Annotated in this window: 26 protein-coding genes and 1 pseudogene; all 27 read right to left on the bottom strand. The window is 62.4% G+C overall.

Annotated features, from left to right (window positions below; translation table 11 throughout):
* Nucleotides 1-447 precede the first annotated feature (447 nt).
* The 27 genes and pseudogenes from DTW89_RS03985 to DTW89_RS03850 all read right to left on the bottom strand — a co-directional run bounded on the left by DTW89_RS03985 (nucleotide 448) and on the right by DTW89_RS03850 (nucleotide 25,199).
* Entirely contained in the window at nucleotides 448-3,378 is a 2,931-nt protein-coding gene (locus DTW89_RS03985) for a DUF927 domain-containing protein (RefSeq protein ID WP_114654974.1), read from the bottom strand.
* Nucleotides 3,375-3,680 (bottom strand): hypothetical protein, encoded by a 306-nt coding sequence (locus DTW89_RS03980; RefSeq protein WP_161555622.1) that lies wholly within the window; start codon nucleotides 3,678-3,680, stop codon nucleotides 3,375-3,377. The genes DTW89_RS03985 and DTW89_RS03980 overlap by 4 nt, the downstream gene beginning before the upstream one ends.
* 17 nt (nucleotides 3,681-3,697) lie before the next feature.
* Nucleotides 3,698-3,925: a helix-turn-helix transcriptional regulator gene (locus DTW89_RS03975; protein ID WP_161555621.1), complete on the bottom strand. Its 228-nt coding sequence runs from the start codon at nucleotides 3,923-3,925 to the stop codon at nucleotides 3,698-3,700.
* Between the two features lie 191 nt (nucleotides 3,926-4,116).
* A complete protein-coding gene (locus DTW89_RS03970; protein WP_147277623.1) occupies nucleotides 4,117-4,914 on the bottom strand; it encodes a hypothetical protein in 798 nt (265 codons plus the stop codon).
* Nucleotides 4,915-4,917: 3 nt separating this feature from the next.
* The gene (locus tag DTW89_RS03965) at nucleotides 4,918-5,256 is read right to left on the bottom strand and encodes a hypothetical protein (RefSeq protein WP_114654970.1); all 339 of its coding nucleotides are present in this window, start codon (nucleotides 5,254-5,256) and stop codon (nucleotides 4,918-4,920) included.
* Between the two features lie 3 nt (nucleotides 5,257-5,259).
* The gene (locus DTW89_RS03960; protein ID WP_114654969.1) at nucleotides 5,260-5,505 is read right to left on the bottom strand and encodes a hypothetical protein; all 246 of its coding nucleotides are present in this window, start codon (nucleotides 5,503-5,505) and stop codon (nucleotides 5,260-5,262) included.
* Between the two features lie 3 nt (nucleotides 5,506-5,508).
* Nucleotides 5,509-5,748 carry a hypothetical protein gene (locus DTW89_RS03955; RefSeq protein WP_236637022.1) on the bottom strand — a complete coding sequence of 80 codons (240 nt, stop codon included), beginning with the start codon at nucleotides 5,746-5,748 and terminating at the stop codon, nucleotides 5,509-5,511.
* 606 nt (nucleotides 5,749-6,354) lie between these two features.
* Entirely contained in the window at nucleotides 6,355-6,633 is a 279-nt protein-coding gene (locus tag DTW89_RS03945) for a hypothetical protein (protein WP_114654967.1), read from the bottom strand.
* An 85-nt stretch (nucleotides 6,634-6,718) separates the two neighbouring features.
* Nucleotides 6,719-6,940 carry an XRE family transcriptional regulator gene (locus tag DTW89_RS03940; protein ID WP_114654966.1) on the bottom strand — a complete coding sequence of 74 codons (222 nt, stop codon included), beginning with the start codon at nucleotides 6,938-6,940 and terminating at the stop codon, nucleotides 6,719-6,721.
* Between the two features lie 859 nt (nucleotides 6,941-7,799).
* Nucleotides 7,800-9,005: a tyrosine-type recombinase/integrase gene (locus tag DTW89_RS03935; protein ID WP_114654965.1), complete on the bottom strand. Its 1,206-nt coding sequence runs from the start codon at nucleotides 9,003-9,005 to the stop codon at nucleotides 7,800-7,802.
* A gap of 156 nt (nucleotides 9,006-9,161) precedes the next feature.
* Nucleotides 9,162-9,449, bottom strand: coding sequence for a DUF2274 domain-containing protein (locus DTW89_RS03930; RefSeq protein ID WP_024815647.1), 288 nt, complete (start codon nucleotides 9,447-9,449; stop codon nucleotides 9,162-9,164).
* The gene (locus DTW89_RS03925) at nucleotides 9,446-10,705 is read right to left on the bottom strand and encodes a TrbI/VirB10 family protein (RefSeq protein WP_024815646.1); all 1,260 of its coding nucleotides are present in this window, start codon (nucleotides 10,703-10,705) and stop codon (nucleotides 9,446-9,448) included. Before DTW89_RS03925 ends, DTW89_RS03930 begins: the two co-directional genes overlap by 4 nt.
* A 2-nt stretch (nucleotides 10,706-10,707) precedes the next feature.
* Entirely contained in the window at nucleotides 10,708-11,709 is a 1,002-nt protein-coding gene (gene trbG / locus DTW89_RS03920; RefSeq protein WP_114654964.1) for a P-type conjugative transfer protein TrbG, read from the bottom strand.
* Nucleotides 11,706-12,410 carry a conjugal transfer protein TrbF gene (gene trbF, locus DTW89_RS03915; RefSeq protein WP_024815644.1) on the bottom strand — a complete coding sequence of 235 codons (705 nt, stop codon included), beginning with the start codon at nucleotides 12,408-12,410 and terminating at the stop codon, nucleotides 11,706-11,708. The genes trbG and trbF overlap by 4 nt, the downstream gene beginning before the upstream one ends.
* Nucleotides 12,411-12,424: 14 nt before the next feature.
* On the bottom strand, nucleotides 12,425-13,792 hold the full coding sequence (trbL, locus tag DTW89_RS03910; protein WP_024815643.1) for a P-type conjugative transfer protein TrbL: 1,368 nt from the start codon (nucleotides 13,790-13,792) through the stop codon (nucleotides 12,425-12,427).
* Complete coding sequence (locus DTW89_RS03905; RefSeq protein ID WP_005793699.1) at nucleotides 13,789-14,103, bottom strand: hypothetical protein; 315 nt, start codon at nucleotides 14,101-14,103, stop codon at nucleotides 13,789-13,791. The genes trbL and DTW89_RS03905 overlap by 4 nt, the downstream gene beginning before the upstream one ends.
* Nucleotides 14,104-14,114: 11 nt before the next feature.
* A complete protein-coding gene (gene trbJ, locus DTW89_RS03900; RefSeq protein WP_024815642.1) occupies nucleotides 14,115-14,843 on the bottom strand; it encodes a P-type conjugative transfer protein TrbJ in 729 nt (242 codons plus the stop codon).
* On the bottom strand, nucleotides 14,840-17,278 hold the full coding sequence (gene trbE, locus DTW89_RS03895) for a conjugal transfer protein TrbE (protein WP_024815641.1): 2,439 nt from the start codon (nucleotides 17,276-17,278) through the stop codon (nucleotides 14,840-14,842). The genes trbJ and trbE overlap by 4 nt, the downstream gene beginning before the upstream one ends.
* Nucleotides 17,279-17,288: 10 nt before the next feature.
* Nucleotides 17,289-17,561, bottom strand: coding sequence for a VirB3 family type IV secretion system protein (locus tag DTW89_RS03890; protein WP_024815640.1), 273 nt, complete (start codon nucleotides 17,559-17,561; stop codon nucleotides 17,289-17,291).
* On the bottom strand, nucleotides 17,558-17,944 hold the full coding sequence (locus tag DTW89_RS03885; protein WP_024815639.1) for a TrbC/VirB2 family protein: 387 nt from the start codon (nucleotides 17,942-17,944) through the stop codon (nucleotides 17,558-17,560). Before DTW89_RS03885 ends, DTW89_RS03890 begins: the two co-directional genes overlap by 4 nt.
* Complete coding sequence (trbB, locus tag DTW89_RS03880) at nucleotides 17,941-18,996, bottom strand: P-type conjugative transfer ATPase TrbB (protein ID WP_024815638.1); 1,056 nt, start codon at nucleotides 18,994-18,996, stop codon at nucleotides 17,941-17,943. Before trbB ends, DTW89_RS03885 begins: the two co-directional genes overlap by 4 nt.
* Nucleotides 18,993-19,481 (bottom strand): ribbon-helix-helix protein, CopG family, encoded by a 489-nt coding sequence (locus DTW89_RS03875; RefSeq protein WP_024815637.1) that lies wholly within the window; start codon nucleotides 19,479-19,481, stop codon nucleotides 18,993-18,995. The genes trbB and DTW89_RS03875 overlap by 4 nt, the downstream gene beginning before the upstream one ends.
* Nucleotides 19,478-21,495 (bottom strand): annotated as a pseudogene (locus tag DTW89_RS03870) (conjugal transfer protein TraG). The gene DTW89_RS03875 and the pseudogene DTW89_RS03870 overlap by 4 nt, the downstream one beginning before the upstream one ends.
* Before the next feature lie 233 nt (nucleotides 21,496-21,728).
* Complete coding sequence (locus DTW89_RS03865; protein WP_114654962.1) at nucleotides 21,729-21,989, bottom strand: EexN family lipoprotein; 261 nt, start codon at nucleotides 21,987-21,989, stop codon at nucleotides 21,729-21,731.
* Nucleotides 21,990-22,035: 46 nt separating this feature from the next.
* Nucleotides 22,036-22,929: a LysR family transcriptional regulator gene (locus tag DTW89_RS03860; RefSeq protein ID WP_114654961.1), complete on the bottom strand. Its 894-nt coding sequence runs from the start codon at nucleotides 22,927-22,929 to the stop codon at nucleotides 22,036-22,038.
* Nucleotides 22,930-23,129: 200 nt separating this feature from the next.
* Complete coding sequence (locus DTW89_RS03855) at nucleotides 23,130-24,515, bottom strand: heavy metal sensor histidine kinase (protein WP_114654960.1); 1,386 nt, start codon at nucleotides 24,513-24,515, stop codon at nucleotides 23,130-23,132.
* Nucleotides 24,516-25,199, bottom strand: a complete 684-nt coding sequence (locus tag DTW89_RS03850) for a heavy metal response regulator transcription factor (protein WP_005793716.1) — start codon at nucleotides 25,197-25,199, stop codon at nucleotides 24,516-24,518.
* Nucleotides 25,200-25,402 lie beyond the last annotated feature (203 nt).

Here is a 25,402-nt window from a genome sequence, read left to right as displayed (position 1 = left end):
CCTACCCCTCAGTCCCTGAGCCCCAGCGGTGCCACACAGACGCCCGAAAAGGTGCACAGGCATGCACGCATCCGCGCCCCCTTTCTTCGCCCCCTTGTGTTTTTGCGTGGGAACAGTGGGAACAGTGGGAACACCGCATAAACAGGGGCTTCCCGCGTTCCCACTCAGTTCATGGCAGTGGGAACAGTGGGAACAAAATGCAGGGCGCAAGCTGATTTCCGCACATTTTCGGGCATCAAGACCCCCAGCCATGGCAAAACAACGAGCCCCGAACGTTCAACAGACAAAAAGCCCCGTTGCACCTTTTGGTGCATTTTTGATTTTCCAGCGCGAAAGGGATTTGTGCCCCGCCCCCACACGGGCGGCCCGCTGCCCAGTGCCTGGCACACACGCACAAAGGCCCGTACACACGCATGCATGCACGGGCCTGGCAAGGTGGCTGGCGCCCTACACGTCCAAGGCGAACAGCGCCGGGGGTATGCGGTAGCAGTTGGACACCCCCAGTCCTGGCAAACGCTGCTTACAGTCAAACGAACGGCCAGCCCCCGGCATAAGAGCCCCATGCCCCAAAAGAACACGGGCAACGGCCTGATAGTCGAAGCCGTTGCAAACCTCGGCACGGAACACCTCGGGCAGAACGAAATATTCAACGCTAGCGCCCTCAACATCGATGCCTGTCACGGCGTCGTATACGTCCTGGTCATCTTTGGACAATCCAGACGTGTAGACCTTCTTTGTCATCTTGATCGGGTTGCCCTCCTGGTCAACCAAACGCCGGTAACCCGCACGCTGCAGCGTCTTGGCGTTGTGGTCATCAGACGCACGGTGCCACCAAGTAAAGCGGCCTTCACCGTGGGACTCAAAGAACCGGCGCACGGCCCGAAGCATGGCCACCACCTCACCATTGCCAGCCCCACCACGGGCGGCCATCCATGCATCAAAGCAGGCGCGTGCACCGCGTTCACTTTCGCCCGCTGGCCAGCCCGTCAAACCCGCTTCGGTGGCCAGCTCGCCCGCCACGCCCACCAGCGCAAAGCGGGCGCCTACGCGCTCCACCTGACCCGATGCACCTTGCGGCACCCAATCACGCGCCAGGGCCTGCACAGCCGTGCGCAGGCGCTTGCCCAGGCCCTCGGCATTGGCGCACGCCCATTCAATGAACGCCCGGCCTGGTGCACCGTGGCAGGCTTGCGCCTGACGGGTCAGGTGGCTAGAGAATGCAGCCCCGCCTGCAAAGTCGTGCAGGTTCTCGAAAGCCCCAAGCCCCTTGCCCGCATCAGCCGGGATATCAGCCATGCGCGCTTCTTGCCCAGCTCGGGCGCGCTTGCCACCTTCTGCCATGTGGTCGGCTAGCCCCAGCTCACCAGCAGACAGGAACAGCAGGCGCCAGGAAAGGCGGGCACGCGGTGAGGCGTTGCGGGTTGCACGTCCCTTGCTCCGTTCATTAGCTAGCATATAGGCGCACTCGCCTGCAACCTTGCCTTCTACCTGCGCCAGCTCGTCCAGGATCAACAGCGAATCACAGTGCTGTGCTGCGGTTGCTTCAAGCGCGTTGTCAGTGGTGCGCCATTGCTGCATGTAGCTGGTGCCGCCGTACACGCTCGCAGCCAGGCGCAATGCCGTGGTTTTGCCTGAACTGCTATCACCTCGCAGGTGAAAGCCCCCGCTCTCCATGCCTGCAGGGCGCAGCAGCGGCCCAGCAAAGGCGCAGGCCACGGCAAACACCAATCGAGAATTACCCACGCACAGAGCCCCGATGCGATCACGCCAGGCGGCTGCATCGTGCTTCATGCGAAAGGTGTTCTCCATCTGGCTTTCGCTCTGAAACACGATGCGCTCGGCATCATCGCCAATGGTTTCATGGGGCAGCACAAAGGCGCGGCCGTGCCAGCCGATGCGGTCGGTGCAGCTCGCAAACTCGCCCGGCTGACGGGTCTGTATGTACTGGGTCAGCAGGTTGCGGGCCGCAGGCGATGGGGCAATGCGAAGCCCCATATTCAGCAGCGCGGCGCGGTACTCTCCCCCATCGCCAGACAGCATGCGGGCGGGCATGGCCCATTGTTTGGGCTTGCCCAGCGGGTCAGCAAAGGCCAGCAAATAGCCCCAGCCAGCGCCGTCCTGGTCGCGGGTCAGGGCCTGCACATCAAGGCGGCTGCACACCCACTGCGGGGCCTTGGGTTGCCCCTCCTTGTCCACGCCTGCATGCCACACGCCCGAATCGTTGACGGTGAACGGATCGAACGGGCGGCCATCGTCGGGGGGATCGCCGTGCCCACCATCGGCCCCGTGGGGCTCACGTTGCGGGCGGGTGGTGGCCTTGCCTTGCTTGGGGATCTGTGGGGCTTGCTGGATGCGTTCGGCCTGCTCTGCCTGGTGCGCTGCAATGGCGGCATCAATGCAAGCGCCCACAGCCTCCAGGCCCTGCGCCTGGTGCAAGTCGTTGAAGTCGGTGCCGCCATCGGGCAGGCCCTCGGGGAACACGGCCAGGCCACGCACGGTGCGGGCTGCGGCTTCGGCTTTCACGCGGCCGGTGTTGGTGCCGGTGCGGGCTTCGGTGGCTGCATCATCATCGCCGCACAGCACCAGCAACGCGGCCCGGTATTGCTGGCGCAGGGCCTTGGCAACGTGCGCCAGGTTGCCCGCGTCAAAGGCCACCGCAACGGGGCGGCCGGTGGCCTGGTGCACGCTTGCGGCCGTGGCGTAGCCCTCGGCAATCAGCAGCACCGAAGCCCCGGCCGGATCACCGCACCAGTGCAACAGCCCCGACTTGCGCCCGCCCTTCAAAAACAGTTTGTCGGTGCCTTCGGCCGGGCGCTCGGGGGCAATGCGCTGCAGGTTCCACAGATCACCCGCCGCATCGCGCAAGGGCACCAGCACGCAGCCATCGGGGGCAAAGCGCAGGCCATGGGCTTGCACGCCCTTGCGTGCCAGGTAAGGGCTGGCGCCGGTGTCGCTGGCTGCATCCCACTGCGCCACCGCGTCAAGCGCTGCAGCCGCGTGGGCCGCGTCCTGGTGGGCCTTGTCGGCTTGCTGGCGCTCGGCTTTTTCACGGGCGCGGCGTGCCAGCTCTTCGGGGCTGGGTGCGGCCGGCGCTTCGCTGGCCTTGGGCAGCACAAAGCCGTGTTCTTTGGCCAGGTGCAACAGGGTGCCAATGCCCACCCCGCCGCCTGCCTTGATGCTGCGCCAGGTGCTGCGCGTGGCGCTGGCGTCGTGACTGTCTGCCGTGGCGCTCCATGCCTCAAACAGATCACGGCCCGTGTCGTCGGGAAACTCACTTTTGATGGCCATGCCCACCCGCGCCCATTCGTCACGCGCCAGGCTGGCGGGGATGTGCGCCAGGGCTGCGCGGATCAGGTCGGGGGTGATGTGGGTGGTCATGCGTCGGTGGTTATTTCTGGTGCGTGCCGGGGCGCAAGGGCCACGGCCAGCCGTTCAGCGAGATAGGCGATTGCAGACGCCTGCATGTGGGCGGCAACGATTGCGGGGTGCTCCATTGCAGGCCCGTACCATCCATCAACAGCGCCGCATGCGGCCTCTAAAAATTCGTCGGCAACACCGGTAGCGCGATCACGCAGCACAGTGTCTGCAAGCACCCGCAAGTGCTCGGCATGCTCTGCCTCAGTCATGGCGCGGCCCTCCAAGGTGCGGGCGCTCGTGGCCTCTTGAGCGTTGCGGGTCATGGATGGGACACGGGCGCTCATGCTTGCACCTCTGCACCAGCAATACGGGCTTGCACCCAGGCCAGAACCGACGATTCAGGCCACGCAGCCATGCGGGCAGTGACGCGCACACAGGGCGGGAATTTGCCTTCTTTCATAAGCTTGTAGATGGTGCTTTTCTTGCAACCGGTGGTGGCCTCCACATCGGGAAGGCGCATCAGGCGATCACGGGGAACAACGGGTTTGGCGGTGTGCACAACTTGCATGGGAGAAAGTCCTTTCATGTATGCCGGTGCATCCGTGGTGGTGCACGCAGGACATGGAGGAACCTTAAAGATTGCAAACGTGGTTTGTCGCCTTGCAAGTGCCTTGCATCTGGTTGCTGGCGTGCGTACAGAGACGAGGTGCGTTGCGCGAGTGCCACCGAATGCAAGCGCCGTGCAAACAGCTATGGCGCCTATGCAGCGCCCAAGCCCCGAAACGGGGCGGCCACTACCGGCGTCCGGTCCTTATTCAAAGCGTTTTCAACGGCTTGCCTGGTGCATCCCAAGGCTATTCCCATCGACACCGCTGCGGCGATGTTCTTACCCAGCCGCTTGTATTCAGCATGAAGCACATCAAGCTGATTACCATCGTCCCAAGGGATGTTTTTACGGGGCTTTCCTGCTGCCTCATTGGCCGCTTTGCGCGCCTTGCGATATGCAACCAGCGCCGCAAAATCAGCCAGAAGAAAAGGAGGTGCAGGCACAGCACCAACGGCAGGCGACGCCACAGAGCCCCAGCCCCACAGCTCGTGCGCCACAGCGGCCCGCACACACACCGCATCGACACGCGGTGCGCTTAAGTAGCCCCGATACTCCCCAACCCAGCCGTTCAAAATCGCGTTGCACACGCCTTCAAAACCTAGCAACCTCTCATCCAGGCACCGCAGGCCACCGCGTTGTTCAACATCCTCACGGCTCAGCATGTGGGCGTCAGGCCGTAGTTGATCGGCATAGCTTTTTGGATTGGAGACGAACAACTCAAGCCCCGTTGCGTGCGCTTGTCGAAGTCTGGCAATTACTTCATCAGCAGCAACATTCATTGGCCACTCGTGCAAGGCCATCAGCCAATCGCGGACGTCTGCCAGCCTGGCAAGCTTTCCATGCTCGCCACCATCAATGCGCATAAAGTGCCCACCGGAATAGAGCCGCCAGCCGCCAGGCGCGCCATCAGGCGAAGCTGCGGAACCTGGCCCGCTGGCGCCGTCTGCCATGGCTTATCCCTTCACCGTTGCGGCCCCGCCGCAGGTTGCATCAGTGCCGTCTTTCTCACGGGCTTTCCGCACGGCATCCCAGCGCCGCCGTTGTGCTGTGTCAACGTAGTGGCATCCCACACCCTCAGCGGTCGCGTTGATGCAGTTTTCAACATCCATCGCAGTGCTACGAATGGATTCAAGGGCAGCGGCGATGCTGTCAATGTCTCCGCACGTCAATGGGTTTTCGAGGGCGGCTAAGGCCAGCTTTGCAATGGCTGCAATGCTTGAAAACCCGCCTTGTGACAGGCAGTCCATATCGCTGATGGCGATGCGCAGTTGCGCAGCAGTTTGGTTCGTCATGGCTCATGCCCTCCATTCGGTTTTTGCTGCCACGTGGCTGGCCTGGTGCGTCCAAAGCGCGGGGCTTACTTGAGCCAGCCAGCGCCTGATAACTTCACGCCCCACCAGCTCGGCAAAGTTGCACGCGGCTGCATCGCCAAAGGGCGCGGGGTTTGCCTGCCCAATGTGCCAGAGCTGCGCTAGGTGTTCGTCGGTGTAGCTGCCCAGGCGGTCCGAATCGACCTCAAAGGCGATAGTGATTGCTGCCATGGCTCAGGCCCTCCCGCTGGTGGTGGTGCACACGTCTGCACTGCCCAGGCTGCGCAGAGCTGCCAGGGCTTGCACGGCCTTGCGGGATGCGCCGGGCACGTTGGCTTGCGGCTGGCGCAGGTAGTGCAGTGCCATGGCCAGGGCGTTATGGGCAGCGGCGTGCAACTGGATAGGGTCGGGGGTGCCCGTGGTGGGCGTTGTGGGCGCAGCGCTGCGGCTGGCCAGGGTGGTGACGTTGTTCACGGCTTCTTGCTCCTTTGCGAGACTTGAAACCACCGGCCGCGTTCTCAAGCGCGGGTAGGTGGGCGGGATGTTGAAAACACGCGCAAAGACGTGCGCCAGGTGTTGCCACTCTGACCATCCCGCCCGAAACTTTGAACGCGGCGCGGGGCCGTGTTTGCAGAATGCAGACGTGACAAAACCTCACTATCGGGGAGGTTGCGCCGCTTTGCGAAAGGTGTTTTCAAGCACCGGCCCCGGTCAGGGGTTGCGGCGATTATGGCACGGGGTAGTGGTGCCAGGTCAAGCGCTATCGGTGTGGCTCGTGGGGCTGGCGTGCCAGGTGGCCAGGGCACCAGCCAGCGCATGGGCTGCAGGCTGCGGCGATGCGCTTGCGTCTGGCTGCGGTGGCGCCCACTCTGCAACGGGCTTATTTCGATAGGGCACGCGCCTGGTGCGGGCCACCACCAGCGCCCCCGACTTGCTGAGATAACCCACGGTTTGCCGCGCAGCTTGCAGCCCCACACACGCAGCCGCTGCAAGCTCGCGCAGGGTTGCGCCACGCTCAGGCGTTGCAAGGGCCTGCGCAGCCGCTAGCAATGCCAAATGCACTTCACCCTTTGGCCGCATTCAAAGGCCCCGCTGTCGATCGCACAACAGCACGGGCAGCACTGGCGTTTTGCCGCTGCCCAGGCCAGCTTTGGCGGCGGCTAGGTCGCGGGTTTTTTGACCGGCATCACTTGTGGAAATATTTCCACAAGTTCCCAGGTCCGTGCGCTCGCCCTGCCGCTCGCCCTGCCGCTTGCCCAGCCGCTCCGCCACCGCCTCCGCAATCGCCACGAAACGCGGGGCCATGGGGCCGAATGCCAAGGGCGCCAGTAGCAGGAACTGCAGGGGCTTGGGGATCATGGGCACATTGTGCCGGGTGTGGGGCTCAATCGTCGCCCGTGGGGCGCTTCAGGCAGCACGCACACCAGCGCCAGGCGTGCGAAGACTATGCGCCCTCGCTATCCGCCTTGGGTGGCGTCAGGTAGGCCTCATGAAGGCGCTGCAGCTCCAACAGCAAGCCCAGGTGCTTAGGCACCCATCCGGGTATCTCCACGCCCTCATTGCGCCAGCGGCTCGGGGTGTTGCGGTGCAGGCCCGTGGCCCTACAAAACTCGCTCACCTTCCAGCCCAGTGCGCACAGTGCAGCGTCAAATTCTTCAAGGGTCATGTGTCGCATCCTTTGTTGCATGCCTGCATTGTGGCACGATTCCCTATAGTGTGCTAAATACATAATAAATCCGCACACTATTTAACATAACGCCCGTCGTATCTAGTGCGCATTGTGGATAACTTCTGCACATTTTCGGGAAACCCAGCATTCATGCGGGTTTACGGGCGGTGTGCAATTGCTCATTTTTTGCGCACTGCAGCGGGAAAAGTTATCCACAGCGGTACGACGACGCCCGGCCCGCTGCACAAAACACCGCCGCAAACGTTCGGCCCGGCTTTTTCCCTTGGGGCTCACTCGCAGCCGGGCATGTGGCAACTTTTGATAATGATTCTCAATAAGTAAATTTGCCACGTCATGGGCTAGTAAATGCCGTGCACACGCATGCACGCCTGCCCGCTGCCGAAGGTGGCGCCAGGGGAAGGCCCTCACGCGCCCATTTCCGGCAACGTGCGTGCGCGTGCACAGAAGCCGGGCCGGTTGTGTGGGCGCAGGACGCCAGGCGGCAAAGGGGAGAAAACAGGAAAAACAATGGTTTATGTGTATGTGTTTTCTCACTATGTAGAAGTGTTCCCACTCTGTTCCCAATCTGTTCCCAATCTGTTCCCACTTTGTTCCCAATCTGTTCCCACTTTGTTCCCATTGACGACTATTCGGTAAGCCGCACCGTTCCTTGATTCCTTGTGTTTGTTCCCACTGTTCCCGCTGTTTTCCGGGGAATGGTGCCGAAGGAAATGCAAAAAACCACCAACGCGCCCATGAAAAAAGGGCCTTGCGGCCCTTTGTGGTGTGGTGCTGGTGTGTGCCCGCCTGGTTGTGGTTCCTGCTTTCCGAACTCGATTCGGTTCCAGCTTGTCAGTCAGGCGGCCCGTGTGGGCATCTTCACCACGTTGCCAGCTTTGCGGCCGTCCAAGTAGTCCGACCACCACTGCATAAGGCGTTCACGGTCTTTCATGTAGGTGCTTCGGTGGTAGGCGGCCCGTATCTCGTTTTGCTCTTTGTGTGCGAGCTGGCGTTCGATCACATCGGGGTTCCAGCCGCACTCATTGGCCACCGTGGAAAACAGCGCCCGGAACCCGTGGGCCGTGGCGGTGTTCTTGTAGCCCATGCGTGCCAGGGCCGAATTGAAAGTGTTTTCGCTCAGGGGCTTGCTGGGGTAAACGGGGCTGGGAAACACCAGCTCACGGCCGCCGCTCAGGGCCTGCATGCTGCGCAACACCTCCACGGCCTGCCGTGACAGTGGCACGCGGTGTTCGGCCCGCATCTTCATGCGCTCGGGCGGGATCACCCACAGCGCGGCGTCAAGGTCGAACTCTGCCCACCGTGCCCCCCGCACCTCACCCGGCCTGGTGGCGGTCAGGATCACCATGCGCAGGGCGTGCACGGTGTGGGGGTCGCCTTCATAGGCGTCCAGCTTGCGCAGGAACTCGGGCAGCTCCTTGTCTGCCATGGCGGCCCGGTGCTGCACCTCGCGTGGCTTGAGGATTTCAGACAGCACCAGGTCAAGCATGGGGTTCGAGGCGATGCGCTCATGGATCACCGCCCAACGGTAAACAGCCTTCACCCGCTGCAGCACCCTGCCCGCCTGGTCGGCTGCGCCGCGTGCCTCAATCTTCACGATGGCGGCCCGCACCTCGCCCGGCTTGATGCTGGCCATGGGCCGCGCACCCAGCGCGGGGAAGATGTCAGCAGCCAGGGATGCCAGGATGCGCCCGGCCGTTTCAGGCTCCCACCGGGCGGCCTGGTGCTTGTGCCAGTCACGCGCCACAGCCTCGAAGGTGTTCACCGCCTCGTGGGTGGCCTGCGCCTTGCTGGCCTTGCGCACGGCCCCCGGATCGTCACCAGCCTGCAGCACCTTGCGGGCCTCTGCAGCCTGGTCGCGTGCATCCTTGAGCCCCACGGCCGGATAGACACCCAGCGCCAATTTCTTTTCCTTGCCGCCGTGGCGGTACTTCATGCGCCAATACCGGCCGCCCGCCTTGGTCACATCAAGGTAGAGCCCGCTGCCGTCAAAGTGTTTGCCGGGCTCGGTCAGGTTGCGCAATTTGGCGTCTGTCAGCTTCATGACGGGGGGTATCCTTCGCAGTCTGGGGGCACATTTGGGGGCTCATTTTGCCAAAACCAAAACAGCACCCAGCATTCATGCGGGTTTCAAGCCTTAGTTTGGGTGCGGCCCCGGCACCAACTCAAAAACCGTTCCTGCGAAAGCGGGAACGGGTTTTTAGCTGGATGGTTGACCCGTATTCGATCCTCTTTGATTCACTCCAGAAGGCTTGCGTCCGATTAACTCGATTGCATTGGCTTTCCTGAACTCCCGATCCCCAGCCATGAATGCTTCGAGCATGTGCGGGATCAACGTCGCCACATCGACCGCTTTGCCATAGGTTTGCGCGTGCATCGCGGCGTAGCGGTCGAGGTCTGCTTTCAAGCTGGCCGGGCATGTGAAGGTCACCTTCGTGGACTCCAGTTTCGGGAGCGGCCCAAGCCGCAATTTTCTGTTCGTGCTCATCGGGCACCTCCTCGCTGATAGAACAAGGGCTGGTAGGGACGAAGCACCAAGTCGCGATTAACAATGATCCGCATTGGCCAGCCCGGCCGCGCCGTCAGCGTCGGCTGGATGTTCATGTTGCGCCGGGTCATATCCTGGCCCACCTGGTTCACGCTGTCCTGGAGGCCATCGCGCCCGGCAATAATGATGCGGTTGCCATCCTGCCGGTTCTCCGGCGCGGCCAGCTCAGCACCTACACCGAGCAGCGTGGTCAATGCCGTGCCGGCCAGGATGCGGCCCCAGTGCCGGTCAACCTCGTCCTCCATGCCGGCATAGCCCGCCGGATCAGTGCCGACAAGGTTGTCCAGCGTCAGCGAGGACGTATCCGGCAGGATGATTCGGTTCCACACCATCTGCACACGACTCTGGCCGTAGCTGACCTGGCTGTTGTATCGGCCCAGGATGCGCGAGCCCTGCGGGATTAGCAGGAATTTGCCGGTGGCCGTGTCATAGACCGGCGCCGTCACGGTGGCGATCACATCGCCCGGTAGATCGGACTTGATGCCCGTCACCAACGCCGCAGGAATCACCGTCCCGGCCATGACCTGGTATGGCGAGGCCGACATCTGGAAATTCCCTGAATTGCGCGTTTCCGTAGAACCGGCTTTCAGGAACGCCTCCTTCTGGTCTTGCCGGTTCTGTACGGCGGTCGGATCGGCAGGCTGGACTGCCATCGAGGCCGGGCCAGCCGCAAGCGGATCGAAGGCCGCCAAAGCGTTGACCCCGGGCGTTGCTTGCACGGCCGCACCAGCGGTCTGCCCTGGCTTGCCCGAGCGGAAGAACACCGACGAAGTTGCCGCCGCATCGGCTTCCTTGCGCAAGGCATCTTCGGGATCATGGCCCGGCGGCGCATAGGTAGGCGTCACCGGCTGCTGCGACTTTACGATAGCAGGGCCAAGATCACCCGGCAGCGGCGGCCCCAACTCGGGCACCTTAGCCGACAGCTTCGAGTAGTCGGCCGGCAACCCATCCAGCCCTTCAGACTTCGAGACGCGATCCACGTTGTACAACTCCATCTGCTCGCCCGCGCCGCGCCGGTGCGGCTGCAATGACCAGATCGTGGCCCCGAGTACGGCGACCGAAATGCCGCCGGTGAGGATGGCCAGCGTGCGCCGGTTCAGGCGCGTGACCGGGCGCGGCTGGGCGCGCAGCGCCACCGGCTCGGGCGCCACCTTGCCCGCTTGCGGTGCAATATCAGGAAAATCGTCCTGGTTCATGGTCAATTCCTCCGCGTGCCATCCGTGCGCTCGATCCGCACCACGTCGCCATTACCACTTCCTTTTCCGCCGCCCAAGCGCAGTTCTGCCGCGCCAAACAGGCGATCCACGATGTAGTACGGCGTGCGAAAGCGGTAGTTCACCAATTGCCCATCGCCCTGCGCGCCGATGACGAACAGCGGCGGCAGCTCGCCCTGGGCGATGCCGGGCGGGAATTGGATATAGACCTTCTCGCCATCATCGAAAGCCCGCAGCGGTTTCCACGGCGGATTGCTGCCGCTGACCGCATAACGAAAACGGATCTTTTCCAACGACAGTCCCGACTCCACCGGCGCGGCGGCACTGGCTGCTTGTGCCTGGCGCTGCAATGCCAGCATCCTGTCCTTCGGATACTCCCAGGACACCGAAGCCATCCACGTCTTGTCGGTCGAGGCCAGCTCCAGCAGGTAGGTGCGCTGGTTGGTGGTGATGACAAGATTCGTCTTGAGGCCCGAGCGGATCGGCTTGACCATCACATTCATGCGCAAGTCCGCGCCAGAACCGCTGGACGTGTCGCCCACGATCCAGCGCACCGTATCGCCTGCCGCAACCGTCACCAGTTCTTCGCCCGGTTGCAACGCAACGACTGTCACGCGGCCCACGGCCGCATAGACTTGGTACAGCGCACCGTCGGTGAAGGGCCACACTTGGATCGCGTTCACGTAACCCTCGCGCGTAGGCGCAATGCGCGCCTCGGCATTGGCACGCGAGACGCGCATTTTCTCGTCGGTGGGTTCTGGCAATGCCTTGGTATCTGCCGTGCCAGGCAAAGGCATCAGTTGCCCCGGCAAGGCCAACGGCTCGGGCACGCTGATCACCTCCACGGGCTTTGGTGCTTCCGGCAGCGGCTGTGCCTGCACCGGCTCATCGAGCAAGATGCTCGGCGGCGGCTTGCCCTGCGTGGCGCAGCCCGAGAAAGCTAACAAAATCACCGGCAAAGCGGATTTACTGAAAAGATCATTCATGGCTTGGCTCCTTCGTTCGCTTCCAGTTCTCGGCTCCACGACAGACCTTTGACGTAGATGCCCAGGGGGTTCTTGCGCAGGCGCTGCTCGCTGCGCGGGGCTTGCAGCACAGTGGAAATCACCGCGTTCCAGCGCTCGGTGCGATCCAGTGCACCGTTGGCAAAGCGCTGCTCCGTCCAACGCACGTTGAAAGACGTGTCGCTGGCGCGAGTTACGCTGCTGATCTGCACCGTCACCGACTCCTTGCCAATGCGCGCGAACGGGTCATTGTTGCGGGCGTACTCGTTGAGCACAGCCGCCCCCTTGTCGGTGGTGTAGTCGTAGGCATCCAGCCAGTTCTGGCGCACGACGATGGGGTCGATGGACAGCGAGCGCACCAGCCCGATGAAGCGGCCCAGGTGGTAGGCGATCTGCGCATCGTTGGGTCGATACGGAGTGGCGGCTTCGCCGACGGCCCGAACCTGGCCCGCGTTGTCCACCTCGATGACGTAAGGCGTCACGATGGACTGCGCCGAGCGCCAGACCAGGCCGCCCGTCATCAGCAACGCGAGCGCAAGACAGCCAAAGGCCATCAACCGCCAGTTCTTGGCCTGTACGCGGGCCGAGCCAATGCGCTCATCCCAGACCTGAGCAGCGGATTGGTAGGGAGTGGCAGGCTGCGGCGTATCGGCATAGCGCACCTGAGGTCGTTTGAATCGCATGGCAGGTTCTCCTTTCAATCGTCAGGACTACGCAGACTCGGGCCTTGACTAGAGCTACCGGCGTCGCCGCCACGTAGCGTGTGGGCGGCGGTCGTGGCGGCATGGGTGATCTGTTGCCTGCGATGCAGGCGTTTGGCCCAAGCGGGTTGTCCGGTGGATGTGGGCGACGCTGCGGCATCGCTTGTGCCCTGGGCAGCAGCACTGGCCCCGGATGCCGTCATGGCGTCATCGGGCCGCAAGGCAGAGGCCGCACGCTCCTTGAGCGAGCGCGCTACATCGGCAATCTTTTGCGCTGCTGCCTGCGCGCCGGTCTTGGCGACATTGCCCACGCCAGCGGAAGTGCCCTTGAGGCCGCCACCGGCCGAAGCGGAACCAGCTTGGTATGCGGACCTGGCACTGCTGGCGTTCGATGCCATCGAACGCGCACCGCTGGCTGCTGCTCTCGCAGCTGCCGGGGCCATGCGTGCCCCGGCGGCCACAGCACTACCAATGCCAGAAGCCGCGGCACCGACTGCGACAGCGGTTCCGGCCGCGCCGATGGCAGCACCGGCCATCGCGCCCGCGCCGAGTTGCGGTCCACCGGATACCAACCCGGTCGCGATGCCCGGCCCGAAGATGCCCAGGGCCAGCATGGACAGCGAGGCCAGCATGATGACCAGCGCCTGGTCGATGGAGGGCTCGGCTCCGGCCGGTATATTGAACTCGGCGAACAGTCCCGAGCCGATGCCCACGATGACGGCGAGCACTAGCACTTTGATGCCCGAGGACACCACATTGCCCAGCACTTTCTCGGCAAGGAACGCCGTCTTGTTCCAGAGCGCGAACGGCACCAGCACGAAGCCGGCTAGCGTCGTCAGCTTGAACTCGATTAGCGAGACGAAGAGCTGCACCGCCAACAAGAAGAAACTGACAATGACCACGATCCAGGCGAGGAACAGCACAACGATGGGCGCGATGTGGATGAACACCTCCGGGAATCCCGCAAGCTCCCTAATCTGGTCGAGGATCGGCGCCCCGGCGTCGATGCCGACCTTGGCCAACCGCCCCGGTTGCAGGAAGTTGCCCATGCTCAAGGTCGAGCCGCTGGCCGTCAGGCCCAGGCCGGCGAGGGAGCGAAACAGGATGCCCGCCAGAGTGTTGAAATTGCCGATGATGTAGGCGAAGGCTCCGACGTAGAGCACTTTACGGATCAGCTTTGCGATCACGTCCTCGCCCTGCCCGGTGGCATGGCCCATCGCCCAGAACAGTCCGGCAATTGTCATGTCGATGACGATCAGCGTGGCGGTCAGAAACGCCACTTCGCTTTGCAGCAGCCCAAAGCCCGAGTCGATGTAGCGCGAGAAGACGTCGAGAAAGCGGTCGATGACGGAAACGTCGTTCATGGCGAGTCGTCCTGTTCAGAGAAGGCTACCGCCTCGGAGCAGTCGGCGGGCTCATCGAAGCTCGGTGGAATCAGCGGTAGATCGGCCGGCGTCTGGTTCTCGCTGGGCCCGGACTGCCCGGAGAGAAAGCGCCGCAGGTCGGCTTGGATCACTTGCGCGCAGAACGGGGCGTCATGCTGACCTGCGCGGCACTGCGTACGCAGTGCGTACAACCGTGACGGATCTGTGGCCAGCGAACGTACGGAGAGCGCCGGTCGATCGCAACCGGCCAGCAGGGGAGCGAAAGCGAACAGGACAGGCACGCGTTGCATGGTAGCCCCTGTCAGCGGTTGTAGAAATTGACGGACTGCGGCATGTACGGCGTGCCCTCACCAAGAAAGCGCCGTGTCACCTCGCGGCCCCGTTCGACAGCGGCGGCCTGCCGTGCCAGCTCCAGCGAGGCCGCCCGATCCTGGGTGATCTGCAGCCGCTGCATCTGGATGGACTGCTTGGCCTGCAAGGCCAGAAGCTGGTTCATGGCCTGCATCGCTTGCAGCGCGCCCTGGGCCGATTGGCTCTTGCCCACGAGGTCAGCCAGCACGCCTTCGTCGTCGCTCAAGTTCTGCGATGCCTGCGCCTGCATCTGCATGGTGGTCTGTAGGCCGTTGAGCGCGTTCTTCCAGCGTTCCTGTGTATGGCGGTACATCTGGTCGCCGCTCACCGTGGCGGTGTACTGCTCGGGGTACAGGCGCGCGAATTCCCGATCCAGGTTCGTCACGTCATAGGCCAAGCCCCGGGCCTGGGCGATCAACCGATCGGTCGTCGCTAGGTTGGCGCGCAACTGGCCGACCACGCTGGACGGTAGACGGGCCAGGTTGCGCGCCTGGTTCGTCAGCATCTGCGCTTCGTTCTGGAGCTGCTGGATCTGGTTGTTGATCTGCTCCAGCGTACGGATGGCCGTGAGTGTGTTCTGCACGAGGTTCGTAGGATCAATCACGACCCTTTGTGCATAGGCAGTCGTCGCCGCGCAAAGCATGGCCGAGACGGCGGCGGCGAGAAGACGCTTTTTCATGATCGGTTCTCCTGTGGGTGGGGGGACGGAAACGAAGGCAACAAGTCAGCGGCCCAATGCAGGCCGCGATGGCGCAGCCAGGCGGCTGCGAATGCGGAGGACGTCGAAGAGGTCGCAGCGAGCACCGCGTCCATGTCGCGCTGGTCCTGCGGCTTCGATGCACCCGCGAAGGCCAGCGTGGCCGCCCCCAGGTCGAGGTCGAACAGCCGATTGCCTAGGCGGGATTGGTAGTAATAGTCGCGCTTCGGCACTGCCGTCGCCACGATCTCGATCTGGCGCGAGTTCAGCCCGAAGCCTTCGTAGATGGCGCGAATCTGCGGCTCGGTCGCCTGCGGGTTGGGCAGAAAGATGCGGCTGGCGCAGCTTTCGATGATCGCGGGCGCGATGGTCGAATCCTTGATGTCGGCCAGCGACTGCGTGGCGAAGATGACGCTGACGTTCTTTTTGCGCAGCGTCTTGAGCCATTGACGGATGCGCGCGGCAAACACCGGGTCATCGAGGAACAGCCACGCTTCGTCGAGGATCAGCAGCGTTGGCGCACCGTCGAAGCGTTCATCAAAGCGGGCAAAGAGGTAATGCAGAACGGCCATGACAGCGGCCTTGCTGTGCATCAGTTCCTCCATCTCGAAGCACTGCACAGTACCGGAGCCCAGGCGATCCGAATCCGCGTCTAGCAGCTTCCCGTGCGCTCCGCTCAGCACGTAGGGTGCGAGCGCCTGGCGCAGCGCGTTCGATTGCAGTAATACCGAAAGACCAGTCATCGTGCGCTGCTCCAGCGGCGCGCCGGCGAGACTCCCCAGTGCCGACCAGATCGCGGCTTTCTCGTCCGGGCCGATGGCCACGCCTTCATGTCGCAAGCGGCCTTCGACCCATTCGGCTGCCCAGGTGCGGTAGCCTTCGCGGTCGATGCGGGCGAGCGGCTGGAAGGCGATTTCTCCATCGGCCCCCAGGTCGTAGTGCTCGCCGCCCAGGCCCAGGATGGTGGCGCGCATCGAGCGCCCCATGTCGAAGGCAAAGATCCGCGAGCCGGAATAGCGTCGGAACTGCATCGCCAGCGTGGCGAGTAGCACCGATTTGCCCATGCCAGTCGGGCCAGCCACCAGCGTGTGTCCCACGTCGCCGATGTGCGTGACCAGCCGGAACGGTGTCGCGCCCTCGGTGCGGGTCACGATCAGCGGCGGGCCATCGAGATGCGCATTCTTCTCCAGCCCGGCCCATACGGCGGACACCGGCATCATGTGCGCCAAGTTCAGCGTCGAGACGATGGGCTGGCGGACATTGGCGTAGGCATTACCAGGGATTGAAGACAGCCAGGCATCGACCGCGTTCAATGTCTCGGGGATCGTCACGAACCCGCGTCCTTGAATGACGCGTTCCACCATGCGCAGCTTCTCGTCGGCCACAGCGGGGGCAGCATCCAGCACCGTCAACGTGGCGGTGACGTAGCCAAAGGCCACTTGGTCGTCGCCCAGCTCCTGCAAGGCGGCATCCGCGTCGGCCGCCTTGTTACTGGCGTCGGTATCGACCAGCGGCGATTCCTGCTGGAAGATGGTTTCACGCAACAGCGCCACCACGTTTTTGCGCTTGGCGAACCACTGGCGGCGCAGACGGGCGAGTTCTTTTTCGGCGTCGGCTTTGTCGAGGCACAAGAACCGGGTTGACCAGCGATAGGCAAAGCCGAGTCGGTTGAGATCGTCCAGAATCCCCGGCCAGGTCGAGGTCGGAAAGCCGCGCACCGTCGCCACGCGCAGGTGCTGGTCGCCCAGCATCGGTGTCAATCCACCGATCAGGGCGGAATCGGCCAGCAGCGCGTCAAGGTGGAACGGCACTTCTGGCACGCCGATGCGGTAACGACGCGTCGAAACCGTGGCGTGCAGATAGGTCAGCGTCTGCCCGTCATCGAGCCAGGCAATCTCCGGCATCACGCCATCGAGCAGATCGAAGATGCGATCCGTTTCCGAGATGAAGGCTCGCAGCCGCTCGCGCCAGTCCACGCCTTCGGTGGGACGGTTCTCATACAGCAGGCCCGCCGCTCGGGCACGGGATTCCTCAGGCGGTAGATACACCAGTGTCAGGTGATAGGCACTCTCGAAGTGGTTTCCCGAATCCTCGAAGGCTGCGCGGCGCTCCTCATCCACCAGCCAGGACAGCGGTTCCGGGAAATCCGAGTGCGGGTAATCCGCCGCCGATCGACGCTCAGCCTCGATGAACAGCGCCCAGCCGGACCCTAGTCGGCGCAGCGCGTTGTTCAGCCGCGCCGACGTGGCGATCAGCTCGCCCTGTGTGGCGCTGTCGAGGTCGGGGCCACGAAAGTGCGCCGTGCGCTGGAATGCACCGTCCTTGTTCAGCAGTACGCCGGACGCGACAAGGCCCGCCCATGGAAGCCAATCGGCAAGCAACGCGGGCCGCTGGCGGTATTCGGCAAGGTTCAGCATGGCATTCCCCTCACACGTCCAGCAGCGGCTTGTGTTTGATGTGCCACACAAAGACCTGCATAAACTGCGGGTCGACGCGCGCACCCCAGACCGCCAGAGCATGGCCGGCAATCCAGAGCATCAGCCCAGGAATCCACAGCTGCAGGCCCAACCCGACGGCAGCGGCTAGCGTGCCGTTGGCAATCGCCACGGTGCGCGGCGCACCGCCCAGCAGGATCGGCTCGGTCAGCGAACGATGCAGCGGCACTTCAAAGCCAGTGGCGAATTCCTCGGGCGCGCTCATACGACGGCTCCGCCCGAGAAGCTGAAGAACGACAGGAAGAAGCTCGAAGCCGCGAAGGCGATGGACAGACCGAAGACGATCTGGATCAGCTTGCGGAAACCACCGCTGGTATCGCCAAAGGCCAGCGCCAGGCCTGTGGCGATGATGATGATGACCGCCACAATCCGAGCTACCGGCCCCTGGATGGATTCGAGAATGGATTGCAGCGGGCCTTCCCACGGCATCGAGGAACCGGCGGCTTGGGCCGTGCCGGCGATCAGCAGCATCAGCGCGGCCAGCAGCAGCCCTTGTCCCGCAGGACGGGCAAGACCGCGCAGTCGTACGAGGCGGGATAGGCAGGAAAGTGGATTTACGGGAATGCGGAAAGCATGGGTGTACGTCATGGAAGTTCTCCAGAGGGGTTGAGGGATGAGGAAAGCTCAGAGGGAACCGGCGGTGGCTCGGGAAACGGCGCTTCCAGCGCGTCCACCAGGCGATAGCCCACGCCGTCAAAGCCGATGACGCGGGCGATGCTTTCAATGCGGCGCTTGCGTCCGCGCCCAGCGATGTAGATCACCACGTTGACCGCCTCGGCGATTAACGCGCGGGGCGGTTTCACCGCCACTTCGAGGATCAGTTGCTCCAGGCGCAGCAGCGCGCCCAAGGCAGAGCCGGCATGGATGGTGGCGATGCCGCCCGGATGGCCCGTGCCCCACACCTTGATGAGATCCAGCGCCTCGGCGCCGCGCACCTCGCCGACGACCACGCGATCCGGGCGCAGGCGCATGGACGAGCGCACCAGCTCGGTCATGGACACCACCCCCTGGCGGGTACGCAACGGAACGTGGTCACGGGCTGCGCACTGCAGCTCCACCGTGTCTTCCAGCACCAGCACGCGGTCGCCAGTGGCGGCGATCTCTGCGAGCAAGGCATTCGCCAAGGTCGTCTTGCCCGTGCTGGTGCCGCCGGCAATCAGGATGTTCTGGCGTTCGCGCACAGCCCGCACCACAAAGCCAGCCTGGGCGCTGGTCATCATTCCGTCTTCGACGTAGCGCGCTAGCGGGATGACGCCCACGGCGCGCTTGCGCAGCGCGAAGGCTGGCCCTGGCGCGGCCGGCGGCAGGATGCCCTCGAAGCGTTCGCCCGTCTCGGGCAGTTCGGCCGTCAGCAGCGGCTGACCGCGATGCACTTCCGCGCCGACGTGAGCCGCGACGAGGCGGATGATGCGTTCACCATCGGCTTCGGACAACTCCGCTCCCATCGGTGCGCGGCCGGTAGAAAGCCGGTCGAGCCAGAGCGTCCGGTCAGGATTGAGCATGATCTCCACCACGTCCGGGTCTTCGAGCACGGTAGAAATCAGCGGACCCATTGCGGTGCGCAGCATCTGGATGCGGCGATCCAGAGACGTGGCAGCGGACGAACGAGGTTCTGCCGGGAGTTGGGGTACGGCGCTCATGAGGCACGCTCCTGCGCTTCGGCCAACGTCGCTGCTTCATCCATGTGCATGCCGAACTCGTGACCCTGGGGATGCAGTTCTTCCACCACGTCGCGCACCAGGCTGCGCCCGCGCAGCAGGTGGCGGCTCAACTGTTCGACGAATTGCTCGAAGCGGGCCTTGCCCTGGGCGCGTGCCGCGTCCTGATGCGCTTCGGGAACCGGCGTGCTGACGGTCAGGAAGTAGCGGATGAACAGCGCCAGCGCTTCGATCTGGATGTTCTGATCACGCTCCAGCCGTTCGGCCTGGCGTGACAGACGATCCAGCCGCTTGGCAATGGCTGCCTCGCGCTGGTCTGCCGCGTCCGGTGACAGCCAGGACGTCAATGCGGCGGCCACGATGCTGGACTTGGAAACGCCTTTCTTGGCGGCTAGCTCATCGAGCCGCTTGGCGTGTTCGGTTTGTATGAAAAGATTCAGGCGGTAGGTGGAATGGTTAGGGCTCATAGCTCGATTCCGTCGTTGGGTCGAGGGATGCCAGCCGGGCCGTGCGCTGCATGGCCGGATCGAGCTGGCGCGGAAGGGGAAGCGGTACATCGTCGTCATCGAGCAGCGACAGGTCGCTGGCCGGGTGTTCCGGTTCGGGGCTGTAGGTGACGGCTTCGGACAGTTCGGGTTGCTGGCGTGGGCCGCCGTCATCGGCCGTTCCCCGGTTCTCCAAGCCATCAGCGGTTGAGGAAGCGGGCTCCGTGGGGACAAGAGGAATCGCCAGCCTGCTCCAGTCGTCAGGACGCGCGCGCGGAACGTCGGCGTAGCGGTCCGCCAAGAGCGCGGGCGGCGACAGGACGCGCCGCTTGAAGTTGGCGTCCGCGTAGTAGCGCAGCTTCTTGGCCTTGATCGGCGCATGGCCGGACACCATCACCACCGATTCATCGGTGGGCAGTTGCATGACTTCGCCCGGCGTCAGCAACGGGCGAGCCGTTTCCTGGCGCGACACCATAATGTGGCCCAGCCACGGGGCGAGCCGGTGACCCGCGTAGTTGCGCTGCGCGCGCAGCTCGGTGGCGGTGCCCAGTGTTTCGGAAATCCTCTTGGCGGTACGTTCGTCGTTGGTGGCGAACGTCACCCGCACATGGCAGTTGTCCAGAATCGAATGGTTCTGGCCGTAGGCTTTGTCGATTTGGTTCAGCGACTGCGCGATGAGAAAGCTGCGGATGCCGTAGCCCGCCATAAAGGCCAGCGCCGTCTCGAAGAAATCCAAGCGGCCCAGCGCCGGAAACTCATCGAGCATCAGCAGCAGCTTGTGGCGACGGGGGATGCCGTCCGACCCATCCAACGATTCCGTCAAGCGTCGCCCGATCTGGTTAAGGATCAAACGGATCAGTGGCTTGGTGCGGCTGATGTCGGACGGCGGCACCACCAGATACAGCGATACCGGATGCTCGGCGGCGATCAGGTCGGCTATGCGCCAGTCGCAGCGCGACGTGACTTCGGCCACCGTGGGGTCACGGTACAGGCCAAGGAACGACATGGCCGTGGAGAGAACTCCAGACCGTTCGTTGTCGCTCTTGTTCAGGACTTCACGGGCGGCGGAGGCGACAACCGGGTGCGGCACTCCTCCTTCATCATTGCCCAGATGGCGCGTAGTCATCATCAGGTGCAGCGTCAACTCGAACGGGCACGCGGGATCGGAAAGAAAATTGGCGACGCCGCGCAGCGTCTTGTCCTCGACCGCATAGAGCACATGCAGGATGGCGCCGACGAGCAGCGCGTGACTGGTCTTCTCCCAATGGTTGCGCTTCTCCAGCGCGCCTTCGGGATCGACCAGGATGTCCGCAATGTTCTGCACGTCGCGCACTTCATGCGCGCCGTGTCGCACCTCCAGCAGCGGGTTGTAGGCTGCCGACTTCGCATCGGTGGGGTTGAACAGCAGGCAGTGCGAAAAGCGCGAGCGCCAACCGGCGGTAATGGCCCAGTTCTCGCCCTTGATGTCGTGGATCACGGCGGATGCGGGCCACGACAGCAGCGTGGGCACTACCAAACCGACACCTTTACCGGAGCGCGTTGGCGCGAAGGTCAGGATGTGTTCCGGCCCCTCGTGGCGCAGGTACTGACCGTCATGCAGGCCGAGGAAAACGCCGGATAGCTGGGTCAGGCCGGCCTTGCGGATTTCCGCGGTATCGGCCCAGCGGGCCGAGCCATAGGTGGTGACCAAGCGCGATTGGCGCGAGCGCCAGATGGACATGCCAATGGCGACCAGCACGGCCACTAGGCCACTGCCGGCGGCAATGGCGCCGCCGGTGTCAAAGACGTGCGACGCATAGGCGTCGAAGAAGAACCACCACTCGAACAGCTTCCACGGGTGGTAGATCGGCGCGCCCAGCAGATCGAACCAGGGCGAGCCAAGGCGTAGCTGATAGCCCAGGGCCGCTGCCGTCCACTGTGTGGCGCTCCACACTCCGGCGATCACGATGCCGAATACCACGGCGATCTGACCGAACAGCACGTTCGTTCCTTGCATCTCCCGGCCTCCGATTTTTCCTGCGCGCACTCCGCTCAACGGCTGCACAACAACGTGCCGCTGGCGTCAGGATCGGTGCCGGGTCAGTGCCGGTCAAAGACTGTTATCAGAACGAAGATGATGCAAAAAACATCGATTCAAGCAAGGACGAAGACAGTAAAAACGCCGCAAGCAAAGGCGCGTTGCGGCGTAGCGAGCAGAAAATCGAGCGATGTGTGGCTTACCGGCCACGGTTAAAAATTCGGCGATTCCTTAGGCAGTGTATAAGGTACCTTACCATTGCCGAAGAAGCGGCGGTTCGTCGCTTCGGCCACGCGGTTGCAAAGTTCGTCGCCCAACTTGGCGCGGTTCAGCTTGCACTGTTGGCGCAATTCTTTCAGCCGCTCGGGATCGGCTGCCAAGGATTCCACCGTCTCGCCTGGAGCAGAAGACTGACCGCAAGAGACCAATAGCGTGACTAACGACAATGAGGCGAAGATGTTGAACGGGCTCATGACCTGATTCCTCGAAGGCGTGACACTTGAGAAGCGGGTTTGGGCGTTAGGCGTCATCCGACCCCTGGGAGGCCAACCGCTCAATAAAGCGAGCCAGCGCCTGAGACGGTTCGGTATCCCGGCGCAGCAGATAGGTGGTCAGCATAGGGGAGCGCCCTGCGAGCGGGCGGCCCACTACCCCTGGTTCGCGGCTGGCAGCAATATGCGCTGTGCCCGCAAGCCCTAACGCCAAACCGGCCGACACAAGCGCCATCATCACATCAAATGTAGCGACGTGCTGAACCACCAATGGCTCCTTTTCCTGCTTGCGCAGGATTCGGTCGATCTGGCGGGCATGGCCTTCGCAGACAGCGGGATCGCCCAGCACAAGAGGGTAACGTAGCACTTCCTCCAGTGGGATTCGCTTATATGCCAGAGCCGGATGACGTGCTGGCACGGCCACCATCAACTCTTCTTCCCAGGCCGGTTCGACGATGGTGTCGTCGCCCACTTCGTCGGCCATCGAGAAACCCGCGTCATACAGGTCATCATGCAAGCCTTTGAGTTGTTGGGCCAACGGAACCTCGAAGAGTCGTATTTCTATTTCCGGGTCTTCCTCGCGGCAGCGCGCCAGCAGAGCAGGCAAGCGCGACGGCGTGATGCCATCGGATAAGGCAATACGCAATTGCCCATGGAAGCCATTGGCGGCCGATTTCACGCTTTCGCGGGCTTGCTCTAACGCGGTAAAGACACGAGGGACATGCGTCAGGAATAGCCTACCTGCAAGGGTCAGCCGCGTGCTGCGACTGGTGCGGATGAACAACTGCGCCCCCAACTCTTCCTCCAGTTCCTTGACGGTACGCGAAAGAGGCGACTGTTCTATATGAAGTTTCTCGGCCGCGCGTGCAAAATGAAGTTCTTCCGCGACCGCCAAAAAGCAGCGGAGATGACGCAATTCCATGGGGCGATGCCTCTGTGAAAGTGGGTTGCATGAATTGCGTATTCATTATTCCGTTCATTCGTGACGAAGTGATGAGTAGTCGGTTACATTTTGTTGGAAACCCTTCGTAAGGAAGTCTCTACAGAAAAACTGATCCCGATCAGTAAGTAGATAAGGTGCTGTTACGCTGGTGGAAGTTCTGTTGGCGTTAGTTGTTCCTATTACGCCAACTTGCTAGGAAATTCCAGACTGAACTTTGTTCTCCCCGCACCGGATTCAACCGTCACACGTCCTCCGTGCGCTTGTGCGATAGCACGGGTTATTGATAGTCCCAGACCAGCACCATCGGATTGTGGGTGCGACCGAGACGGGTCGGCACGGTAGAAGCGGTCAAACAGACGAGGAATGCTTTGAGGATCAATGTCCTCCCCCGTGTTCTCGACCGTTACGACAATGGCTTGCGCTGTCTCGCTGATGTCAATCGTTACATCGCTATGGTCTTTGGAATGGCGCAATGCGTTCGACAGCAGATTGCTCAATGCTCGGCGAAACATCAGTCGGTCGCCCATGATGTCTCCATCACCGAACTGGCGCAGTGTGACGCTCTTTTCTTCAGCAACGGCTTCGTAGAACTCCAGTAACGCCTGGACTTCTTTCGCCGCGGAAAACTGCTCCTTGTTCGGCAAGTCAACCCCACGATCTGTCTTGGCCAGGAACAACATATCCGACACCATGCGCGCCAAGCGTTGAAACTCCTCCGCGTTCGACGCCAGAATGTCGCGGTAAGTGTCTGCGTCTCTCTTGCTGGCGAGTGCGACCTGGGTTTGCGTCAGCAGGTTGCTGATGGGCGTGCGAATTTCATGCGCCAAGTCCGAGGAGAACTCGGACAGTCGTTGAAAGTCAGTTTGCAGCCTGTCCAGCATTTTGTTGAGCTCCTGCGCCAAGTCAGCCATCTCCACAGGAACTGCCTCGATGGGCATTCGCTCATCGAGACGATGAGAACTGACCGTTGTGGCCTGGGTCTTCATGGCGCGCAACGGTGCCATCCCTTTGTAGGCTGCGAACCACCCCAGCATCCCGCTGACGAAGATGGCACAAATGGCATAGAGCGCAAGCGTACGCTGCAATTGCGCCATGAATTGCATGTGATCTTCCATGTCAATAGCAATCAGGGCATCCAGGGGTGGCGCCGCACTATTGGCAGGGTTGAATCGCAAATTCAACGCGCGAAATTCACGGCCTTGGTTTTTCCAACTCTGAATCTCGGAAATCCGATGCTCTGGTGTTGGCGCGTCCAAAGTGGCTGGAGGTGGAAACCCTTCAGTCTTGAAAAGGACATTCCCATTTGAATCTCTAACACTGACAAACAAGCCGTGGTGATTGTTTAAGGCCTCGCGCATGCGCGATTGAATGTCATCGGTGGAGTTGGCATTAATTACTATGCTTTCAATTAGGTGCTGCTTATCTTTCAGAGTGATTCGATCCAGTTCCAGGAAGTGGCGTTCGGTCGCAACCAGAAACAACATTCCAAGCCCCAACACGACGCCTGCAGCCACCATCGTGAAAAAGATGGCCAAACGATGGGTGAGCGATAGGAACCGGAACATCTAAACGCTCTCCGGCGCTTCCAGCACGTAGCCCATACCCCGCACGGTCTGGATCAACTTGACGTCCTGGCCTTCGTCGATCTTTAGGCGCAAGCGGCGCATCGCCACTTCGATCACGTTGGTGTCGCTGTCAAAGTTCATGTCCCACACCTGGGAGGCAATCAGCGAGCGAGGCAGCACTTCTCCATGTCTGCGCAACAGCAACTCCAGCAAACCAAATTCTTTGGCTGTCAGGTCAATGCGGCGGCCACCCCGCGAGACCCGCCGGCGCAGCAGATCAAGTTCCAGGTCAGCCACGCGCAATGTGTTGGTTTCGGTGCCTCCTCGGCCCCGGCGCAAGATTGTCCGTACACGGGCCAACAACTCAGCGAATGAAAAGGGCTTGACCAGATAGTCGTCGGCGCCCAATTCCAACCCTTTGACCCGATCTTCCACCTGGTCCCGCGCCGTGAGGAACAGCACGGGCATCTGCAATCCGCGATTGCGCAGGGACTGCAGCACCTGCCAGCCATCCAGTCCGGGCAGCATGACATCCAGGATCACGAGGTCGTATTCACCTTGGAGTGCCAGGTGCAGGCCATCACTACCGTTTTGCGCCAGGTCGGCCACAAATCCGGCCTCGCTCAATCCCTGGCGAAGGTATTCACCGGTTTTAGGCTCATCTTCGACGATCAATATCTTCATGGTCACTCTCCGCTATCTGGCGTAGACGTGAGTTTGACGAGTTTCAGCGATCCCGACATGAAGATAACAAATTTGTAATCCGGCGCACAGTTTCCTGACAGGTTTGCTCTTCAGAATCTCTTTCATGAGATCGGTCATTCGTCGCGGCGAGTCCAGCAAGGTAACACTGGCCCAAAGGCGTCGTCAAAGTGGCCGAGAAACAA

Source organism: Acidovorax sp. BoFeN1 (assembly GCF_003345135.1).
In the GTDB taxonomy this organism is placed as follows: domain Bacteria; phylum Pseudomonadota; class Gammaproteobacteria; order Burkholderiales; family Burkholderiaceae_C; genus Acidovorax; species Acidovorax defluvii.
The sequence above is the reverse complement of the archived record's forward strand: the minus strand, read 5'-3'. Positions and strand labels throughout refer to the sequence as shown.

Bases quoted from the DNA above. Each gene is read 5' to 3' on its own strand.
- trbJ (WP_024815642.1), bottom strand. From the start codon at position 14,843: ATGAAAAAGCGTCTTCTCGCCGCCGCCGTCTCGGCCATGCTTTGCGCG.
- DTW89_RS03945 (WP_114654967.1), bottom strand. From the start codon at position 6,633: ATGATCCCCAAGCCCCTGCAGTTCCTGCTACTGGCGCCCTTGGCATTC.
- DTW89_RS03925 (WP_024815646.1), bottom strand. From the start codon at position 10,705: ATGAACCAGGACGATTTTCCTGATATTGCACCGCAAGCGGGCAAGGTG.
- trbL (WP_024815643.1), bottom strand. From the start codon at position 13,792: ATGAACGACGTTTCCGTCATCGACCGCTTTCTCGACGTCTTCTCGCGC.
- DTW89_RS03985 (WP_114654974.1), bottom strand. From the start codon at position 3,378: ATGACCACCCACATCACCCCCGACCTGATCCGCGCAGCCCTGGCGCAC.
- DTW89_RS03975 (WP_161555621.1), bottom strand. From the start codon at position 3,925: ATGCAAGTTGTGCACACCGCCAAACCCGTTGTTCCCCGTGATCGCCTG.
- DTW89_RS03940 (WP_114654966.1), bottom strand. From the start codon at position 6,940: ATGACCCTTGAAGAATTTGACGCTGCACTGTGCGCACTGGGCTGGAAG.
- DTW89_RS03865 (WP_114654962.1), bottom strand. From the start codon at position 21,989: ATGAGCCCGTTCAACATCTTCGCCTCATTGTCGTTAGTCACGCTATTG.
- DTW89_RS03960 (WP_114654969.1), bottom strand. From the start codon at position 5,505: ATGGCAGCAATCACTATCGCCTTTGAGGTCGATTCGGACCGCCTGGGC.
- DTW89_RS03890 (WP_024815640.1), bottom strand. From the start codon at position 17,561: ATGAGCGCGCCCGAGGAATTCGCCACTGGCTTTGAAGTGCCGCTGCAT.
- trbB (WP_024815638.1), bottom strand. From the start codon at position 18,996: ATGAGCGCCGTACCCCAACTCCCGGCAGAACCTCGTTCGTCCGCTGCC.
- DTW89_RS03860 (WP_114654961.1), bottom strand. From the start codon at position 22,929: ATGGAATTGCGTCATCTCCGCTGCTTTTTGGCGGTCGCGGAAGAACTT.
- DTW89_RS03875 (WP_024815637.1), bottom strand. From the start codon at position 19,481: ATGAGCCCTAACCATTCCACCTACCGCCTGAATCTTTTCATACAAACC.
- DTW89_RS03905 (WP_005793699.1), bottom strand. From the start codon at position 14,103: ATGCAACGCGTGCCTGTCCTGTTCGCTTTCGCTCCCCTGCTGGCCGGT.
- trbE (WP_024815641.1), bottom strand. From the start codon at position 17,278: ATGCTGAACCTTGCCGAATACCGCCAGCGGCCCGCGTTGCTTGCCGAT.
- DTW89_RS03930 (WP_024815647.1), bottom strand. From the start codon at position 9,449: ATGAGCACGAACAGAAAATTGCGGCTTGGGCCGCTCCCGAAACTGGAG.
- DTW89_RS03885 (WP_024815639.1), bottom strand. From the start codon at position 17,944: ATGACGTACACCCATGCTTTCCGCATTCCCGTAAATCCACTTTCCTGC.
- DTW89_RS03965 (WP_114654970.1), bottom strand. From the start codon at position 5,256: ATGACGAACCAAACTGCTGCGCAACTGCGCATCGCCATCAGCGATATG.
- DTW89_RS03855 (WP_114654960.1), bottom strand. From the start codon at position 24,515: ATGTTCCGGTTCCTATCGCTCACCCATCGTTTGGCCATCTTTTTCACG.
- DTW89_RS03935 (WP_114654965.1), bottom strand. From the start codon at position 9,005: ATGAAGCTGACAGACGCCAAATTGCGCAACCTGACCGAGCCCGGCAAA.
- DTW89_RS03970 (WP_147277623.1), bottom strand. From the start codon at position 4,914: ATGGCAGACGGCGCCAGCGGGCCAGGTTCCGCAGCTTCGCCTGATGGC.
- trbF (WP_024815644.1), bottom strand. From the start codon at position 12,410: ATGCGATTCAAACGACCTCAGGTGCGCTATGCCGATACGCCGCAGCCT.
- trbG (WP_114654964.1), bottom strand. From the start codon at position 11,709: ATGAATGATCTTTTCAGTAAATCCGCTTTGCCGGTGATTTTGTTAGCT.
- DTW89_RS03980 (WP_161555622.1), bottom strand. From the start codon at position 3,680: ATGACCCGCAACGCTCAAGAGGCCACGAGCGCCCGCACCTTGGAGGGC.
- DTW89_RS03850 (WP_005793716.1), bottom strand. From the start codon at position 25,199: ATGAAGATATTGATCGTCGAAGATGAGCCTAAAACCGGTGAATACCTT.